Source organism: Pseudobacillus sp. 179-B 2D1 NHS (assembly GCF_045370945.1).
Lineage (GTDB): Bacteria > Bacillota > Bacilli > Bacillales > Domibacillaceae > Pseudobacillus.
In genome coordinates this window covers 1-18,296 of the sequence record NZ_JBIQDP010000023.1, presented here as the reverse complement: position 1 = coordinate 18,296, position 18,296 = coordinate 1, and the positions used below count along the sequence as shown (strand labels likewise).

15 protein-coding genes and 1 riboswitch are annotated in these 18,296 nt (G+C 38.9%); of the genes, 5 read left to right on the top strand and 10 right to left on the bottom strand.

From position 1 onward, the window contains the following. Positions 1 to 26 precede the first annotated feature (26 nt). A complete protein-coding gene (locus ACH0BF_RS19180) occupies positions 27 to 572 on the bottom strand; it encodes a helix-turn-helix domain-containing protein (protein WP_340854492.1) in 546 nt (181 codons plus the stop codon). 399 nt (positions 573 to 971) lie between these two features. Between ACH0BF_RS19180 and ACH0BF_RS19175 the strand changes: the two genes are divergently transcribed. Beyond that, on the top strand, positions 972 to 1,517 hold the full coding sequence (locus ACH0BF_RS19175; RefSeq protein ID WP_340854494.1) for a GNAT family N-acetyltransferase: 546 nt from the start codon (positions 972 to 974) through the stop codon (positions 1,515 to 1,517). A 144-nt stretch (positions 1,518 to 1,661) separates the two neighbouring features. Here the strand turns inward: ACH0BF_RS19175 and ACH0BF_RS19170 are convergent, their stop codons facing one another. From ACH0BF_RS19170 to ACH0BF_RS19160, 3 genes are all read right to left on the bottom strand, one after another. After that, complete coding sequence (locus ACH0BF_RS19170; protein ID WP_340856424.1) at positions 1,662 to 2,768, bottom strand: MBL fold metallo-hydrolase; 1,107 nt, start codon at positions 2,766 to 2,768, stop codon at positions 1,662 to 1,664. Positions 2,769 to 2,982: 214 nt separating this feature from the next. Then, a complete protein-coding gene (locus ACH0BF_RS19165) occupies positions 2,983 to 3,141 on the bottom strand; it encodes a hypothetical protein (protein WP_406910030.1) in 159 nt (52 codons plus the stop codon). Positions 3,142 to 3,230: 89 nt separating this feature from the next. After that, the gene (locus ACH0BF_RS19160; protein ID WP_406910029.1) at positions 3,231 to 5,333 is read right to left on the bottom strand and encodes a helix-turn-helix domain-containing protein; all 2,103 of its coding nucleotides are present in this window, start codon (positions 5,331 to 5,333) and stop codon (positions 3,231 to 3,233) included. A gap of 199 nt (positions 5,334 to 5,532) precedes the next feature. Between ACH0BF_RS19160 and ACH0BF_RS19155 the strand changes: the two genes are divergently transcribed. The 4 genes from ACH0BF_RS19155 to ACH0BF_RS19140 all read left to right on the top strand — a co-directional run bounded on the left by ACH0BF_RS19155 (position 5,533) and on the right by ACH0BF_RS19140 (position 12,354). Beyond that, entirely contained in the window at positions 5,533 to 6,771 is a 1,239-nt protein-coding gene (locus ACH0BF_RS19155; protein ID WP_340854498.1) for an MFS transporter, read from the top strand. Positions 6,772 to 6,897: 126 nt separating this feature from the next. Continuing rightward, positions 6,898 to 8,280 (top strand): M20 family metallopeptidase, encoded by a 1,383-nt coding sequence (locus tag ACH0BF_RS19150; RefSeq protein WP_406910028.1) that lies wholly within the window; start codon positions 6,898 to 6,900, stop codon positions 8,278 to 8,280. Positions 8,281 to 9,123: 843 nt separating this feature from the next. After that, a riboswitch (Lysine riboswitch) is annotated at positions 9,124 to 9,303 on the top strand. Between the two features lie 127 nt (positions 9,304 to 9,430). Beyond that, positions 9,431 to 10,324 (top strand): 4-hydroxy-tetrahydrodipicolinate synthase, encoded by an 894-nt coding sequence (gene dapA, locus ACH0BF_RS19145; protein ID WP_340854501.1) that lies wholly within the window; start codon positions 9,431 to 9,433, stop codon positions 10,322 to 10,324. A 764-nt stretch (positions 10,325 to 11,088) separates the two neighbouring features. Continuing rightward, entirely contained in the window at positions 11,089 to 12,354 is a 1,266-nt protein-coding gene (locus tag ACH0BF_RS19140; RefSeq protein WP_406910027.1) for an MFS transporter, read from the top strand. 317 nt (positions 12,355 to 12,671) lie between these two features. On the opposite strand, the gene ACH0BF_RS19135 is transcribed toward ACH0BF_RS19140, so the two are convergent. The 6 genes from ACH0BF_RS19135 to ACH0BF_RS19110 form a co-directional block, all read right to left on the bottom strand. After that, positions 12,672 to 13,079 (bottom strand): hypothetical protein, encoded by a 408-nt coding sequence (locus ACH0BF_RS19135; RefSeq protein ID WP_340854505.1) that lies wholly within the window; start codon positions 13,077 to 13,079, stop codon positions 12,672 to 12,674. Further along, positions 13,079 to 13,618, bottom strand: a complete 540-nt coding sequence (locus ACH0BF_RS19130) for an NAD(P)H-dependent oxidoreductase (RefSeq protein ID WP_340854507.1) — start codon at positions 13,616 to 13,618, stop codon at positions 13,079 to 13,081. Before ACH0BF_RS19130 ends, ACH0BF_RS19135 begins: the two co-directional genes overlap by 1 nt. 132 nt (positions 13,619 to 13,750) lie before the next feature. Beyond that, positions 13,751 to 14,386 (bottom strand): biotin/lipoyl-containing protein, encoded by a 636-nt coding sequence (locus ACH0BF_RS19125; protein WP_120037527.1) that lies wholly within the window; start codon positions 14,384 to 14,386, stop codon positions 13,751 to 13,753. Between the two features lie 55 nt (positions 14,387 to 14,441). After that, a complete protein-coding gene (locus tag ACH0BF_RS19120) occupies positions 14,442 to 16,058 on the bottom strand; it encodes an MFS transporter (protein ID WP_406910026.1) in 1,617 nt (538 codons plus the stop codon). Between the two features lie 215 nt (positions 16,059 to 16,273). Further along, on the bottom strand, positions 16,274 to 16,702 hold the full coding sequence (locus ACH0BF_RS19115; protein WP_120037523.1) for a MarR family winged helix-turn-helix transcriptional regulator: 429 nt from the start codon (positions 16,700 to 16,702) through the stop codon (positions 16,274 to 16,276). Between the two features lie 286 nt (positions 16,703 to 16,988). Further along, a complete protein-coding gene (locus ACH0BF_RS19110; RefSeq protein ID WP_406910025.1) occupies positions 16,989 to 17,717 on the bottom strand; it encodes an SDR family NAD(P)-dependent oxidoreductase in 729 nt (242 codons plus the stop codon). Positions 17,718 to 18,296: the final 579 nt, after the last annotated feature.

The following is an 18,296-nucleotide window of genomic DNA, read 5'->3' as shown; positions in this document are numbered from 1 at the left end:
CCTGAATATAAAAGTGTTTCAAAAGGTTAAAAAAGAATAGGTGTGAGCACACATAATAAGATGGATTCTTCCTCTAAAGGGTTTTCATAATCATGTGGGATTTGGGAAGGAAAATGAATCGATTCTCCTTCAGCGACATCAAATTCTTCGCCATCCACATTGAATCGAACTAGACCTTTTAATACGTAGTAAAACTCTTCCCCAGCATGACTATAATCGTAGTCTTTCTGCTGCTTAGGCTGAAGTGCCACAACAAGCGGTTCCAGTGCTCTGCTTGAAAAATTGCCACTAAGCCGGACATAGGCAGTCTCTGAGCCTTCAATACGAAACTTTTTCTGATCACTTTTCTTCACATAAAACTTTGTGTGATTAATAGGTTTGTCAAAAAAATACGATATATCCACCTCAAATGCATCAGCAATTTTCTTCAATGAAGTGATCGTCAACGAAGACGAACCACGTTCAATCATAGACAAAAAACCAGTTGATAAATTTGTTTTTTCGCTTAGTTCTTTTAATGTTAATTTACGATCCAAACGTAATCTTTTAATTTCTTCATGAATATGGTCCATTATCTAAGGATCATCCTCTCAACAAAAAATTCAATATATTGAATTATATTTAGTATTTTGAATTATACTCACTTTTTTGTCAATTAAAAATTTTTCATTAATTTTACAGAGGGGCATGCACAAGAAGATCAAGATGATAAAATGTAAGGATAGACCACTTAATTAACTTTATCTATCTAACACTCTGACATAGCCATTGCCGAGGACTTGTGTTTATCCCGCATTAATGAGATTCATTGAAAAATTTGTTACTCAAACAAAAAGTAAGTTTCAATAAAAACAGTGAAAAGAAAGTGCAAAGAAAAATTTTAAAAGTAAAGGGACAAATGTGGTTTTCGAGTGGCTTAATTAGGATACTCATACCACTGTAAATAAAAAATAGAAAAGGAGCCACACAGTGTGATCCATTTAAAAACGTTCACAGAAAAAGATTTTGAGGGGCTTATCCGAGAGATTGATTCCGAACGACTAATGATGCAATGGTCAGGACGAACCTATCAGTATCCATTAACAAAAGAGCAGCTTAGCGAATACGTTGAGATGGAAGTCCAAAAAGGCAGCTACATTTATAAAGCCGTAGATTCGATAACCAATGAAGTTGTCGGTCATATTGCATTAAGAGAAATTAACCAGGTACACCAGATAGGAAGAATCAGCTACGTACTTGTTTATAAAGAACACCGGGGCAAAGGAATTGCCAATCAGCTTTTTCAAAAGATTCTTCACTTAGCCTTTAATGAATTACTATTAAACCGGGTGAGTCTCGGCGTGTTTAATTTTAATAAAGCGGCTATCGCCTGCTATGAAAATTTTGGTTTTAAAAAGGAAGGGATTCAACGTCAGGTATGTAGGTTTAAAGATGAATATTGGGATAATATTGAGATGGCGCTTCTACGTAGTGAATGGGAGAAACAGAATAAACTCCCTCAGCCAGAAGTGATGTAAATATGAAAACTATTTTGCTTTCACAAGTTAAAAACAGACCTTGCCACCCCTCATTTGACTCAATTAGTGAAAAGAGCCTGCACTCTTCAAGTGCAGGCTCTTAACGTGTACACCACTCCCTTCTTCAAAAAGTCGTACTAAAATTTATCCCGATATATTATTCCACCAGGATAAATGAGAAATAGAGGGTTCTCCATCTAGAGGGATGGTTTCACCAATTTTGGGAGCAACTATACTAATTTTGGCCTTTTCAGCTGCTGTTAAGGCTCGTTCTATCGGTTCCGTCCAGCCATGATAAGCAAGGGTAAAAGCTCCCCAGTGAATTAACATCATTCGCTTGCTCTTTATGTCTATGCTAGCCTGGATAGATTCTTCTGGTGTCATATGAGCCCAAGGCCAGCGCCTATCATATTGACCGCCTTCAATTAATGCCATATCAAAAGGTCCGTATTTTTCTCCTATTTCTTTAAAATGGGCATCATACCCTCCATCTCCACTCGTAAAGAAGCGTGTCTGCTTTCCGAGAATGATCCAGCCCCCCCATAGAGTCGTATCTCGATTAGCAATTCCCCTTCCGGAAAAGTGTTTGGATGGAGTCAACACAATGGTTAAACCGCGGAATTGGATCTCATCCCACCAATTTAGCACTGTAATTTTCTCTTTTTCCACTCCCCACCGAATCAAGTGGGCATCGACGCCGAGAGGAACGAAAAAATGTTCAACCTTGCTCTTTAACTTTAAGATGGACGGATAGTCTAAGTGATCGTAATGATCGTGTGTAATAAACATCGCATCAATAGGCGGCAGCTCATCAATAATATCCAGTGTATTTTGGCTATACCGTTTGCTTCCTGCAAAAGGAACAGGTGAAGCGATGGGACCTAACATCGGATCTACGAGTACTTTCTTGTTATCGATATTCAGCAAAAAAGCAGAATGTCCAAACCATGTTAGGCTGTCTTCTTCACTATTGATTTTATTCCAATTAATCATTGAGACAGGAATTGGGCCAGCAGGATGACGTTCGGCCTTACCTGACATATTCTCCCTCACCATGGATAAATAATCAGATGCACTCATACTCAGCTTTGCTGGGATTTGGTTAATAAATTTGCCCTCCACGTAATTATCCAACTGACTATATGCTTCCCTTTGCACCTTGCTTGGATTTCCACCAAATACCGGATTTAGTTTCATAAACAAAAAGATGAGGACAATCAATCCAACTAATAATATGGCTAAATAAATAATCACTTTTCTAATCCCTTCACTTTTCAATTAAGGTATTTCCATTGGTCATTTTTCGTTCGAAAACAATTGTTTAACAGCTATAACGGAAGCCGGTACCCTTAACCGACTAGCATAAAAAGCAAAATGGGTAATCACTTCAACAAGTTCTTTTTCGTTGCTGCCGAAGTTGCTGGCCTTCGCATTTCAAGAAGTCATAAAAAGCGCTTGCATCAAACTAATGGCAAAAATGTTGGCTGAAACTATGGCACCGAGAAGGAGCGGCTTCTTCTCTCCACTCTCTAAGCGGCGGAATCGTAATCTTAATTACATTGATTCTCGTACCTGTCACCCGCTGCAATGAAAGAGTTACCCATTCTCTCATTGAACGATTCATGGCAGGCTGCCGCATCGAACAAGAACATGCGTAGTCGTTGCTTCAATAAAAAACATTTATTCTAATTACCGCCTAACAATCAGCGTTCCTCAAAAATTCCCACGCAAATGAAAGGCTAATTGAATTTTTAAAAAATCTTCATGATTATCTAATGCAAGACCGAGAGTTTCTTCGATTTTCTTGAGCCGTTTATAAAGAGTGTTAGGATGTATGTGAAGCTTTTTAGCTGTTTTAGATGCTGATCGATTCATTATGATATAGCTAAACAATGTCTTTTCTAACTCACTATTTATTTCTTCTTTGTCCATCAATGGTCCCAAAATTTCATCTGAAAAGTCTTTGACTTCCTCAGGTGATTGGTGGAGAAAAAAGCGGTTGATTCCGATTTGCTTATATTGAATAACCCCCGTCTCATTACGCGTTGTTAGATAGGAAAGTGCTTTTACCGCTTCATGATAGCTTTTTTTAATTAGTTCAACGCCCGTATAAGCATTTCCCACTCCGATACTAACTCCTAAAACATCCTGATGCCTCCGCTCCTCGATGATAGTACTTATTTCTTCTGTAAATGCTTTTAATTCTACCGGGCTTTCAAACGGGGCTAAAATAGTGACCTTGTTATTCAAGCCAAATATTAACATGTCTCTGTTCTTTAAATTTTTTTTAATGGTGGAAATAAATTGATGGACAATTGCCTCTAACATTCTTAAATCCGAACAGGCCGGGATTTCCGCCAAGGCGACACAAAAATAGGAAGATAGATTCAGCCCAAATTCTTTTCCTTTTAATACAAGTAATTCAGGATCTTCATTTTGGAGCAGCTTACTAAAATATTCGTGTATTTTTTTATAATAGACATCAGTCAGTGTTTGCTCCTTAACCGCCTCCAGAGAAAGAATTGTTCCTCCTTGTTCAACAGTTGTCTGTGCTATCTTTGAAAGCTCCCCTTCCACTTTTACAATTAAACAGCCAAGAAAAACTGTACCGTCTGTAATCGGATATAAATAAAAATGTTCTTGATATATATCAAAAACATCAATAAAAACAGGTTCCCTTCTTTCAGAAAAAATCAGGGAGATTTCCTCTACACTAAATGGACGAGATCTGCCTTTCACATTCGGTATATATTCGTCTTCTATAAAGTTAATATAAAAGACAGGCGTATCGAGCATCCGTCTTAAAGCTGAAATAATGGAAGCAGGCCCTTTGTTCTGCAAAGAAAGACTCGTTAGTAATCTGTGCACGTTATCCCGCTTTAAAAGAAACTTATTTTTTTCTTTTAATTGTTGGCTTAACATAGTAACTTCGTTTAATCGGATTTTTAATTCATCATAAAGTTGTGCATTTTGAATGGCAATCGCCGCCTGATCTGCAAACACTTTAAGAAGTTCAAGATCACGGCTAATCAGTTTTCCATTCTGATAAAACTGATGGACAGCTAGTACACCAATTCGTTTTTGTCCGATTGTTACAGGTGTACACAACATGGCTTTAATGGCATGCCCGTCTGAGGCAGACATCAGGATATCAAAATTTGCTTTACTAATATGATAATGGTCCATTTCATCAAAGATCTCTTCCTTTGTCTGAAATATCCTTGGCTTCCCGTCGTGAAATACAATCCCGGTAATCGCCTCTTTCACTCGTATTTTAAATTCCTTTATTGAATGATTAAAACCGATAGAAGCCTTTACAGTCAAGCACTCCGAGTCGTAATCAAACAACTGCAAAAAGCCGGCATCGGCACTAGGGATCACGTTGATTGCACTGTTGATGATCGCCTCTAAACAATCCTTTTCATCAAGCGAAGAAATCGCACTGATCCCTTCAATTAAATGCTCTAATTCTGCATCTTTCGTCCGAATGACCTCTTGCTGATAAATCAAATAGAAAAATGTATACAGTTGTTCAAGTCTCTCTGTAATATCAACATAAGCGTCTTGTGAAGCCCAAATGAGTATTTCACAGTCATTCGGATAAAAAAAAGATATAAACCGATTTCCATTGTTTTGGTAGATTGTATATTTCCCTGTTTTTTTCATTGGAGCTTTTGGAAGAGAAAAAAGGGATGTATCCCTCCCGTTTTCATATATAAGCCGAAATTGATGATTTCGGTGATTCCGTATCCAAACTTTAACCGTTAAGGAGGCTAGCCACTCCTGAATCAATGATGGTATAGAAGAAGATTCCATATTCACACTCCTTTTTATGGTGTGTATTCCCACACTAAAATTAACTATATTGGTTGCAAGTGAACATTGCAATTAATATTTAGAAAATTTTATAATTTTAAAAAAGATATTGAAAGCGCTTTAGTTTCTTAAATGCTTGGGACCGAGAAATGATCAACCCGAAAGCTTTTTCAGGAACAATTTATTAGGAGGGATATGGATGGGAACATTTTTACAACAGAAAAACAAAAAACACTTTATTCTTGGTCTTCTGTTTGCTGGCTGGCTTCTTAGCTATCTTGACCGAATGGTAATGGGAGTTGCAGTCGTTGCAATCAGTCAAGACTTCCAGTTGGACCCTGCCTCTATCGGTGTTGTCCTAAGCAGCTTTTTTGCCGGCTATGCCCTCATGCAAATTCCAGGAGGGTGGTTAAGTGATAAATATGGCTCTAGAAGAATCGTCATCTTCTCTATCATTGCCTGGTCTATATTCACCGTTTTAAGCGGATTAGCTTGGTCACTTACATCACTGCTCGTCATCCGTTTCTTGTTTGGTCTCGGAGAAGGCGGCTATCCTTCCGCCAGCCAAAAAGCAATTGCTGAGTTTTACTCTAAAAAAGAACGGGCCAAAGCCTCTTCATTCATGATGTCCTCTAATAGCTTTGGCATCGCCCTCGCTCCGTTAATCGCAGCGCCGATGTTGGTTTGGCTAGGATGGCGATGGATGTTCATCACTATTGGCGCTGCCGGGCTGATTATGGGCATTCTTTTTTGGAAGCACCTTCATCCCCCAAAAAGGTTGGAATGGGAGGACAGAGAAAATACAAGTAAAAATAAAGTTCCAATGAAAACGCTTTTAAAATCATCGTCTCTCTGGAAGATTATGGTTATGTGGTTTGGCGCTGATATTGTTGTTTGGGGATTAGCCGGCTGGATGCCTTCTTATTTAATTAATGAGCGTGGAATGGGAATCCTGTCAACTGGCTTTATTGCGTCCTTGCCAGCCATTGCTTCAGGACTCACTGTGATGTTTGGCGGTTTACTCCTTGAAAAGTTTTTTAGCGGCCGGGAGAAATACTTTACAGGAATTGGCATGATATTAACTTCAATCTGCTTATACTTTATATTTGCTTCATCATCTGTAGCCGGTGTTATCACAGCTTATATATTAAGCATGACGTTTGTATCGACCGCGATTATTACCACCTACTCATTGCCTCATAAATTGCTGTCTAAAGAGATTATTGGCTCAGCAATGGGCTTTATAAATATGGGAGGACAGGCTGCAGGATTTCTGGCACCGCTCGTGATGGGCTTTTTAATCAGTGGATTTGGAACATACAACGCAGCTTTTTGGTTTTTAATTGCGGGAGCGGTCGTATCCGTTGTTGCCGCTTTCACCATTACCAATAATGAAAAGAAATTAAATACTGAAAGTTCAAAAGCGGCAGCGCAATAAAACGTTTTATCTTATGTTTTAAGGATGTGAAGTTTTCATTAAGATAGAAAATTTCTTCTCACCTTATTCTACTACTTTTAATTTCACAATCTTGCTATTCAAGATCTGAAGGAGGAAGTTTCATAGATGACAAAGCAGAATTTATGGGAATGGATCAATCAATATGAACAAAAACTGAACGAGATTGCCCTCAATATTTGGAATAAGCCAGAAACAGCAATGGAGGAAGAGTACGCCTCTAATTTGCAAGCTTCTTTATTGGAAGAGACCGGATTTCATATTAAACGCACTATTGCGGGTATGCGCACAGCTTTTATTGCTGAGTACGGAAGCGGGAAGCCAATCTTAGGGGTTCTAGGTGAATATGATGCGTTACCGGGTTTATCACAAGAGCTTATAGCTACTCGCAAACCTATTGAACAAGGGGCCCCTGGACATGGATGCGGGCACAACTTATTAGGAACAGCTGGCCTTGGAGCGGCTTTAGCCATTAAACAAGCTCTCGAAAAAGGAGAAATTTCTGGCACCATTCGTTATTATGGCTGCCCAGCGGAAGAAACATTAACCGGAAAGGTTATCATGGCCAAAGAAGGTGTATTTGATGATTTAGATGCTTGTTTCACTTGGCATCCAGCACCTATTACAACCGTGTGGAGCGCTTCAACATTAGCGATGAACTCTATCAAGTTTAAGTTCACCGGTGTTGCTTCCCATGCCGCTGCAGCACCGCATATGGGCAGAAGCGCCTTAGACGGTGTGGAATTGATGAATATTGGTGCGAATTATTTAAGAGAGCATATCATAGACGCAGCCCGGATTCATTACTCCATTACAAATGGAGGGCATGAGCCAAATATCGTCCATCCAGAAGCAGAGGTATGGTATTATATCCGCGCTCCCCATAGAGAAGAGGTGGAAGAGATAACAAAGAGATTAAAAAAGATTGCTTCTGGTGCTGCCATGATGACCGAAACAGAGATTGAATCGGAGCTTCTCGCCGGCTGTTATGACACGTTATCTAACAGTGTGTTAGAAGATGTTTTGTATAATAATATGAATGAGATTCACTCCCCTCGCTTCACAGGAGAGGACTACCAATTTGCCGAGGAAATCTCTAAATCATATACCTTAAGTCAAAAACGCAGCGTGATGCAGACCTATCATGCGCCAGACTATATCAACCAAATGGTCCTTCATGACTCAGTTGAAGCCACATTTGATAAAGGAAAAATTGCTCCCGGCTCCACCGATGTTGGTGATGTTAGCTGGATTACTCCGCTTGCACAATGCTTAATAAGCTGCTGGCCAATGGGCACAGCTCCACACACATGGCAATCAACGGCTGCCTCCGGTTCAGGAGTCGGCTTAAAAGGAATGATTTTTGCAGCAAAAACCCTCGCTGGGGGTTTATATGACCTGTACAGCGATGACAGAAAAATCGAGCAAGCCAAACGGGAATTTGAAACTCGTACGAAAGATAACAAGTATAAGCCTGCTCTTCCTGTGTAAAGACGGAATATACTGATGCGTTCTTTTCTTATTAAATAACAGATAGTAAAAAACTCTTCTTTTGCTGGGTGACAAAAGCTTAGAGGCAAACTGCTCCATCTTCAGATCGGCAATTTAAGCTGGCTTTAAAACTGAATGCTGAAGCTGATTAACAAAATTTAGCATCCAGACAGTTTTTCCATGGGCGGCTATGTGACCTAATGCCACCGAAAACAAAACCGATATTGCGTATAAAGCCGACTCCGTGGTTCTTTTCGATCGTTTAGGCGCCGTACGCTAAGATGGCATTGTTTAATATGTAATACTGTCAGTATCACGACCGGCATCTGTAAATGGTGTCGGTTTTTAATTACCCGCACGGCAGGAATGGGGAGCTGTTCCACTCGATTGGCTTTTCCGAATAAAGAGCATACAAACAAACTACTATGAAAGCAGTGATCAATTCAATAAAAAAGCTAATATGAGTGATAACGATAAAACTTTTTATCATATGACGCTGTAATGCTTAGAACTAAACGAATTTCCATTGAACGTAGATACATATGCATCACCGTTAACAAGAAAAAATTCCCCTTCTTCATTGCGTTCTTCCCTTTCACTAATTTTAAATGAGTTAAAAATATCTTGGGAGTGCTCACCTGTCACCACTGGACCTGACTCCAGGATTGAACGATGAGTACTCTTGTTTTCTGTTAACCCTGCTCCCGACTACAACTATTTTCCCCCTACCACTCTATTACATTAAAATACTTAAAGACAGCTCTCACTTATCCTTGCAATCCAATAGAAAAGCTGATATTGTATAATATAATTACATATTTACTTATTTCAATACTTTTTTGAAGTAAGGATAGAGGCGCAAAGACCATGAGTACGCAATATGAGGATAATGAGGTCCAATGATGATTGCGAAAAGGGGAATTTGCCGAAGCCGAAAGAATCTCATTTTTCTTGAAGCTGGTTCTGTTATTGAATAAATACAGAATTGTCATATAGGAAACTATATGGAGGGCTATCTTACGCACAGAAATAATTTTTCACCTAATTGTTTCTACTGCAGCAGCGAAGCCTCGTTGCTGCTTTTTTGCGTTAACTACCAACCGCCCTTCTCCCTCTATTGTATAAAAATAATAAAGGATGTGGAGAAGCAATGAATTTCGGACAAATTTTAACTGCTATGGTAACCCCATTTGAACAAAATGGTGAGATTGATTTTCATGCTACAGAAAACTTAATTAATTATTTAATTAACAATGGCACGGACGGCTTAGTGGTAGCGGGCACAACCGGAGAATCCCCTACGTTAACGACGGAAGAGAAAGTTGAGTTATTTAAGTTTGTCGTCGAAGTTGTAAATGGAAGAGTTCCTGTTATTGCTGGTACCGGCTCCAATAACACAAGAGCCTCTATTCATTTGACGAAGCTTGCAGAGGAAGCAGGAGTCGATGGCATTATGCTCGTTGTCCCTTATTATAACAAGCCGTCGCAAGAGGGTTTACATCAACACTTTAAAGCGATTGCTGAGTCCACGTCATTACCGGTCATGCTTTATAATATACCAGGGCGAAGCGTGGTCAATATGTCTGTTGAGACAGTTGTTCGCCTGGCACAGATCCCCAACATTGTCTCCATTAAAGATGCAAGCGGCAATTTAGATGCCATGACAGAAATCATAAGCCAAACACCTGACGATTTTTCATTGTACAGTGGAGACGATGGGTTAACCTTACCAGTATTATCAATTGGCGGTACAGGAGTGATCTCAGTTGCTTCTCATGTTATCGGAAATGAAATGCAAAGGATGATTGAAAACTTCAGGAATGGAAAACTTAGAGAGGCGGCTCTAGCCCATCGCCACCTTCTCCCCATCGTGAAAGCGTTATTTGCTGCACCAAGTCCATCACCTGTAAAAGCCGCATTAAATTTAAACGGGATCCCTGTAGGCGGTGTTCGCTTACCAATGGTTCCTCTAAATGAGGAAGAAAAAGCGGACTTACAACAAGCACTGCAATCACTGAGTGTAAAAGAAAAAGCGATTTCTTAATGTACATTCTATTGAAAAAGAGCTGGCTTTCGTGCATTTTTGCACCAAGGTCAGCTCTTTTCTCGTATTTCACACTGCTACGAATAAACCCCACCACCTACTCTTCAACAGATCCCCGCTGCAGTCGCTTCTTATCTTATACTCATTGTGAAATTAACCATTATCCTCTTTTCTACCAAAGAATCCATTAGCTACTTTGATTTCATTCAACTGTCCTTTGTTGATTATGCAATTAATAAAGGAATAACCATTCATTCTCCCGACAACCAAATACACGGATAAGACTGTCATCTACCGTAAAGGATTTTAGCTGCTGGAAGTTTATTTCCCTCCTGCTAAAAATAAAATCACACGAAATCATTTCCAACACGCGCCTCTCTATGTAAAAAAATTTTTACAAGCGGATGAAATTTTTTTTACTATTTATATTATTTTTATATAACTCAGGATTGAGGGGGCTCCCCGATTTTAGTCAGTTCGTTTGAACAATAAAATAATATTGAGAAAATTCCTTATTTACAACGTTTCGCAGCAAATTTTTATGAGATTGGCACACAAATTGCATATTAGAATAAAACCAAGGGAAGCGGTTACAAGCGGATGATTAAAATCATCCTCACTTGAGTCAGTAAAGAGAGGAGTATCGAAAAGTCGCTTGATTGGTTTATAACGGGGAGCACTAAGCGGTTATTACTTAGCTTCTATAATTTAGATGTGAATGTATACGGTTGTGAAAAAAGATAGAAAAGGATGGATATTTTCATATGAATAAAAAAGGCGGAATTTTTTACGGATGGTGGATTGTTGCAGCAGCCTTCTTAATTATGACATTTATTTATGCTCCAATTGCAAACTTGGTTTCTTTGTTTACCCTGCCTGTTACAAAGGAACTCGGATTTAGTTCTTCTCAATTTATGTTGTATTTCACCATTATGTCCTTGGCTGCGATGGCTACAGGACCATTTGCCGGAAAACTAATGAAAAAGATGGACGTAAGAGTTTATTTAACATTATTTATTTCAATTTCAGCTCTTGCCTTTATCGAATTTTCCTTCTCAACAAAACTGATTCATTTCTATTTATTTGCTATCCTTATGGGTGCTGGCTTGTCTGGCGGTGCCATGATACCAGGATCTGTTCTGATTACAAATTGGTTTAATGAAAAACGTGGTTTATGTTTAGGGATTGCTCTTGCAGGAAGTGGTTTCGGCGGTGTTATCATGAGCCCTGTTGTCAACTGGCTTATTTCAGCTTATGACTGGAGAACAGCTTATCTTGTGATTGGAATTTTAATTGCTGTGATCTTAATTCCATTAGCAGTCTTTGTTATTAGATTGCACCCTGCTGATAAAGGCTTGGCGCCGTTAGGTGAAGCACCATCGTCAGATGTTGTGCAAAATAAAGTATTAGCAGGTGCTACTCAGGGAGAAACATTTAAATCCGTGTCATTTTGGGCTCTGTGTGCAGCAATCTTAATTGGCGGCATTGTTGTGAATGCCATGTTGATCAACCTCGCGCCATATTTGGCTAGTATCGGCACAACGGCCAAAACAGCTGCATTGCTTCTATCATTAGGTTCAGCTATGGTTATTATCGGAAAGCTATTAGTAGGGCGGCTATTTGATAAGCTTGGGCTAATTACTACAGTATTCTTGATTTCGGCATCCAGCTTGGTCAGTTTTCTATTTTTAATGAAAGCAAATGTCGTTGCTCCGGCCGTTCTTTACACAATTTTTTCTGGAATCGGTTCAACGGCTGTTACGGTTACACCGGCCTATCTTACAGGCGCTCTTTACGGAGAAAAAGAATACGGAGCCAAATACGGTGTGGTTTCCATCTTTATCTCACTCGGTGCTGCGACCACTCCAGTAATATCAGGAGCAATCTTCAATATTAGCCATTCTTATAGCTTGCTTCTAAATGTATTAATTGGACTTGCTATTGTTCAGTTTGTTTTATTCTTTATCGCAAGTAAAACAAAGCCGGAGTTTGATCCTGTAGAGGAAATTCAACCGCAAGAAGCCATGTAATGCGTTCAATAGATCCTGTCCTTCCTAAAATTCATAAGGAGGATGTCAAATGGGTCATGCTACAGCAATGAAAGATGTAAGAAAAAAGTGGAAACAGCTCTGAATCATAAAAACCATTGAACCATTCAACCTACCGTCAATTCATGCTCTGTAAATGGGCATTTAATAGAAAATGCGCCCAAAATAGAAACAGGCATTTAAACACAGGGCTTTCTCTTTTACGAGCATCATTGCTAAACAGAAAAGACATTACATTAACCTAAAAAATAGAGCCTGCTCTCATGAATATGCAGAGAGCAAGCTCTATTTCTTTGATTCTAATCTTTTTTATTTAGTTGATTTTTTTCAGATATTGCCTGCAAGGCTCTTCGGTATTCATCGTCTTTTATCTTTTTCTCCGGTTGGTGGTCTATATTATCACCTTTAGTTGTCTCTTTAAATGATTGAAGGGCCTTTCGATAAGCTTGATCATTCATGGTAGAGGAGGTTTGACGATCGGCAACTTCTAATGTTATATTATTGGCACTTTCCACTTTTTTCTCTTCAGGCTTAATGGGCTCAGCCATTTCCAAAGCCTTCACTTCATTATTATTCTGCCCTTCCATTTCAGTGCCTTGCTGAATTTCTTCTTCAGTTTTTTCCGATGATACAGCCTTTGTGTTAATGATGGTTAAGGCCACTACTCCAATAATAGCGAGGACAATAAAAAAGATGATGACTGCCATTATTGATCATCTCTTTCTTTCGTAAACGTTTTTGTTACCATGGCAACCCGCTCCCCTAAGGCTTTTCCGAGCGCTAACCCTTCTTGAGGAATAAGCTGTGTTTCATCAACAGAACATGTGATTCCAACCCCATAATAAGATCCGTAAAGGGAATTCTCAGGGATGTTTCCTGGTAACCCTACAATGATCATTCCCTGGTGAAGCATTGGTGTGATCAAATTAAGCATGGTAGCTTCTAATCCGCCGTGAGTTGTTGCAGTCGTGCAGAAAACAGCCCCCACCTTATTAATAAGCTTTCCTTCAGCCCACAAATAACCAAGTCGATCAATCCAATTCTTCAACCCGGAACTAATTGTTCCAAAATGTCCTGGACAGCCCCATATAATTGCATCCATGTCAGCAAGTTTGTATATATCCGCCTGCTCTACATGGTCAAGGTATACTTCTGCGCCCCCAACCTTTTTTGCCCCTTCTGCGATGGACTCCGCAAGGACCTTTGTATGTTCTCCTTCGCTATCATAAACTACATAGATTTTCATCGTATATTTTCACCTCATATTGTATTTATCCTTATTGCAGGAAAGGTCGTTTCATCAAACTTAACTAAAAAGTGAACCTCATAATTAGAAAGCAAATAGAAAAGAGTATTTATAAATGGAACATGTCCATGATTAAATGGAAATTTTAATTTCTGCGTTCATGCCAGGCAATACCTTAGAAGAAGGACTTTGAATAGAGATTTTTACCGGGACTTTTTGAGTTACTTTTGTGTAATTGCCACTCGAGTTTTCAGAAGGAAGTGCTGAGAACACAGAATTTGTAGCATAACCAATCTCTTGAATGGTGCCATTAAAAGTAGTGTCTGCATCCCCATCAACAGTAATATCTACGCTATTTCCAACTTCGATATTTTTTATATCTGTTTCTTTAATGTTCGCAGTAATATACAGATTATTCATGTCTGCCGTCTCTGCTAAAACCTGACCCGCCTGAACCATTTCATTTGCTTTAGCTTCATTTTTAATCACTGTTCCTGAATCCATTGCGTGAACAGGAAGAGTTTCTTTCCCATCTGATACCTTGCCTATAGCTTCTGTTTTGGCAACATGTTTACCCGCTTTCATATTCCAATCCTTCAATACACCTGAAGCTGGTGCAACCACTTGCATAATATCAGCCGATACGACAGCATCATCTGTTCGCACAAAATTATTGTTTTCATAGTAGAAAAATGCTCCACCAGCAATTAACCCGACAACGATTACGATCCCTATAATGTTGATTAAGATTAGACGTCTTTTATACACGTTTCTCTCTCCTGTTCAATTTCGTTATGTTTCTTTCATCATGTCAAACAGCCTTCTACTTTTTCTCTTGAGGGGCAGGCAAAAGCGTCCTTTTCGGCTTTTGAACAAGTGATCTACCTTTCCCTGTAGCAATTTTCCCAATAGAAGCGAGCATCATGACTACAGCTAAAATGAGCAATAAAGTAAACAAATTATGATAAGCTCCCAAGACGGCTGCTTTTTTTGCGTTGGCTACAATTTCATATGAAGCTAAATCCTTAGCCTTTGATAAAGAGAGACCGTCCTCAACAAAATGTTTTATTAACTTCGTCATTTCCCATTTAAACTCTGGATTGTTTGCGTCTAAATGCTCCCTTATTCTTTCATAATGATTGGCATTTTGCGTCGTTAAAAACCAGCCGATCACCGGTGAAATAACTGCGCCTAAAAAGTTTCGAATGGAATGTAACGTAACAGACCGCATGGATGCCTGATGAAGATCACCAGCAAGCGCGGTTCCTAGAGCTCCCGACACAAGCGTCATACTTATCCCACTGCTTAAACAAGCTGCTTGGAAATAAAGCGAGAACAAAGAAGCATCCGCTCCAACCATTCTCCACTGAATGCTGACATATATGACGGCTAAAGAGCCAATGAACCCCAGAACTCCAGCACCTAATTTGTCATAAAGAAACGTTTTTAGAATGGCTGTCACCACGATTCCGACAAAGAACCAAAAATAAAAATGAGACAAATATAGAAATGGTAGATTCATATTATTTCTTAAAAATCCGTTTATACCGGCAAGTGCAACGATTAAGGAAATATGAGCAGTGACTGCCATAATGGTTCCCGAAATGGGTTTGGGTGCTCTTAATGTAGCAAAAGGGATCAACGGCACCTCTGCTTTAAGATCAACATAAACAAACAAAACGAGTAAGATAAAGGCAATCACAAAAAATGGCCATACATACTGGGAAGAGAACCCCTTTTGATATAAATTACACAACGGAACGGCAAGGACAATCATCATAAGGGTTAATAGAAATATCCCCGTTTTGTCGACTGGTTTGTGTTCGTGTTTTTCCTTTTCATCTTTTGGTAATCCAAAGAAACCAATGATTAAGCATAATAAAGACGAAATCACATTTAATACAAACAACCAGCGCCAGGTATCCGTTTGTAAAGAAATAGAACCGAACAAAGCGCCAATAGCACTCGCGCCAAACAGACCAGTAATAACCATAAACAAAAAAGTGTTCCTAATCTTGTTCGGAAATGACTTTAGACTGGCCGGCAGAATAGTGAGAAAGATCATCCCGGCACTCAACCCCTGTATGACTCTTCCAATAATCAAAATAATTAATCCCGACGAAATGACACTGACGATAGAACCGCATAGAAAGATAAAAACAAAGGCCAAGTAATTTCTTTTCAGACCAATGCGCCTCGTCAATACCGGTCCAAACGGTACCGTCAATGCGAATGCCAAATTGGACAAAGTCGATGGGAAAAGGAGACTATTAGAATCCAGATGAAGCCCATTTTGGATAATATTTTGATTCAAAATATAAGACAGATTTGAAAAATATTGAGATCCTATTCCAAATATAGTTAGGATCGAGATAATTAAATATTGAGGAATAGGGACCTTCTCCGTCTCTGATGAAGATGTATTTATCTGTTGACTCATCTTCTTCCTCCTTTCATCAAGCGGTTAGCTTATTTATCGAATAACAACATACCCAAATAAGACAGTTCATTTAAAAGAAGCAAATTTTCAAGGCTTCACCTTTATATTGCATAAGACAAGTTGTATCATACAACATAAGAGCAAAAAAAACAATAAAAAAGACAGCCGACAATTTGTCCGCCATCTTTTTTAGCCATTTGTTCATTTTTCTTCAATTATTTTCTCCACTTTTTGAAATCGCGATTCAAACGCGTAAGATTTGCATCTAACTCTTCTAATTCTTCCTTTGTCCAGTCATGAAGCACTTCTGCATATGCGGCAAACCGAGCTTTTTGAACTTTATGTAGTATCTTTTGTCCTTCTTGAGTAATCTCTAGCAGGCTAATTCGTCCATTTTGCGGATCAGGATAACGAACGATGTAATTCTTCGCTTCCAAAGTGCTTACCTGCCTACTGGCCGTAGAAATATTTAGCAACAATTTTTCAGCAAGTACGTTAATACCTAAAGGTCCATTTTCATCTAATTCACTTAATAAAAGATATTCGGATCGATCCAAGCTCCCCAACTTCGGACTCTGAGCGGTTGTAAGCCGAACCAGCAGGGCGATTTCATATTCAATCGATTGGAGTGAATCCTGATTCAAATCTATTCCTCCTCTTACACTACACAGCATTTAAATTTTAAGTAAAGATTTATATTGTGTAAGTATATCATAATCGTTCGTTTCAAAATTCAAAAAGTGTTTTTCAATGGGAAAAAATTGATAAAATGCATGTTTTTTAGATAATATATACCGCTTCTTGTCAATAGGAATACATTCATTGTTCAGCCGTTAAGATTTTTGAATTTTACACATTGAGTTTTATGAATATCTTATACAATCTACTTTCTCTTTCCCTATAGCTTTCCTGCTTATTCAACCAATTCAACTATTCTTCATACACCATTTTCTTCGTCATGCCGCCATCGATCGCTAAATTATGCCCATTGATAAAATCATTCTGCTCATCAGCTAAAAACAAGCAGGCATTAACAATATCTCTCGGAATGCCAACACGGCCAGATGGGTGCTGAGCATGATCTGTGTACGTTAATTTTTCATACCCTTCTGTTTGTATCCAGCCGGGGCTTATAGCATTCACAGTGATTGGTCTGTTGCTAAGAGATACCGCCAATGTATTTGTTAAGGAAATGAGTCCTCCTTTTGATGAGCCATACGCTTCCCAATTGGCTTCATTTTGATTCCATCTTGTGGAGGCAATATTAATGATTCGTCCATAATCTTGGCCGCTGTTCGCATGAATAAATTCCTTTGCACAAATAAAGCTGCCTCGTAAATTAACATTGAGCACTGCATCAAATTCCTCAATAGAAATATCAGAGATAGGTTTAGAGAATACGGAGATAGCTGCATTATTAATCAGCACGTGTACCGTGCCATATTGGACAGTAATTTGTTTAAATGCATGCTGAACCTCTTCTGCTATACTGACATCTGTTTTAATAAAAGCTATACCTCCAGCCAAAGGATTACGCTGTTCCCTGTCTAACGCAATCACTTGATATCCTGCTTCATGAAATCCTAACGAAAGATGATATCCAATTCCGCCTGTTCCGCCCGTGATGACGCATACTTTTTTGTTTATTAATTTTCCCATCCTATTCGAGTCTCCTTCTTATCCACTTTTTAGAAAACGCTCAGTTCTCTTCGTTTTTCGTGCCGTCGCTTTGAAAAGGCCATTTTCGTCTGTAGTTAGCCTCCTATCTCACTCCTCATTTATAATTTCCCCTCTTATAAAACGGTATCAACGAGAGCTTAACTATCGGATTCTTTGACCCACTCCAGTCATGGCAGCAGAACCAGAGAAAAACTTCCAGTTCATGTTCATAAGTTCTACCTGAAAGGGATTATACTTTATTATTGAAATAATTAAAACGCCATATGTACAATAAAATATCCTAAAGGACCAGAGAAACAATCACACATGAGACGGTGTAAATAAACGTTTTTATATCCGCTTTTTAATATAGGATAGATAATTAAAGTTGGAAGGTTCGAAGATTTCATTTTCTTATAATAAATTTGCTTATACTCAATAGATCGGGAGAAGGAAGCTATTAATAAGAGGAGGACGACTGAAATGATAAAAGCTATAAACTAAAAAAGAACAGCGTCTGCTGTTCTTTTGGATTGCCTGGCAGCGTCCTACTCTCACAGGGGGAATCCCCCAACTACC

Coding starts and splice junctions, on each gene's coding strand:
- ACH0BF_RS19180 (WP_340854492.1), bottom strand. CDS start 572: ATGGACCATATTCATGAAGAAATTAAAAGATTACGTTTGGATCGTAAA.
- ACH0BF_RS19165 (WP_406910030.1), bottom strand. CDS start 3,141: ATGAATCGTTCAATGAGAGAATGGGTAACTCTTTCATTGCAGCGGGTG.
- ACH0BF_RS19160 (WP_406910029.1), bottom strand. CDS start 5,333: ATGGAATCTTCTTCTATACCATCATTGATTCAGGAGTGGCTAGCCTCC.
- ACH0BF_RS19155 (WP_340854498.1), top strand. CDS start 5,533: ATGGGAACATTTTTACAACAGAAAAACAAAAAACACTTTATTCTTGGT.
- ACH0BF_RS19150 (WP_406910028.1), top strand. CDS start 6,898: ATGACAAAGCAGAATTTATGGGAATGGATCAATCAATATGAACAAAAA.
- dapA (WP_340854501.1), top strand. CDS start 9,431: ATGAATTTCGGACAAATTTTAACTGCTATGGTAACCCCATTTGAACAA.
- ACH0BF_RS19140 (WP_406910027.1), top strand. CDS start 11,089: ATGAATAAAAAAGGCGGAATTTTTTACGGATGGTGGATTGTTGCAGCA.
- ACH0BF_RS19135 (WP_340854505.1), bottom strand. CDS start 13,079: ATGGCAGTCATCATCTTTTTTATTGTCCTCGCTATTATTGGAGTAGTG.
- ACH0BF_RS19130 (WP_340854507.1), bottom strand. CDS start 13,618: ATGAAAATCTATGTAGTTTATGATAGCGAAGGAGAACATACAAAGGTC.
- ACH0BF_RS19120 (WP_406910026.1), bottom strand. CDS start 16,058: ATGAGTCAACAGATAAATACATCTTCATCAGAGACGGAGAAGGTCCCT.
- ACH0BF_RS19110 (WP_406910025.1), bottom strand. CDS start 17,717: ATGGGAAAATTAATAAACAAAAAAGTATGCGTCATCACGGGCGGAACA.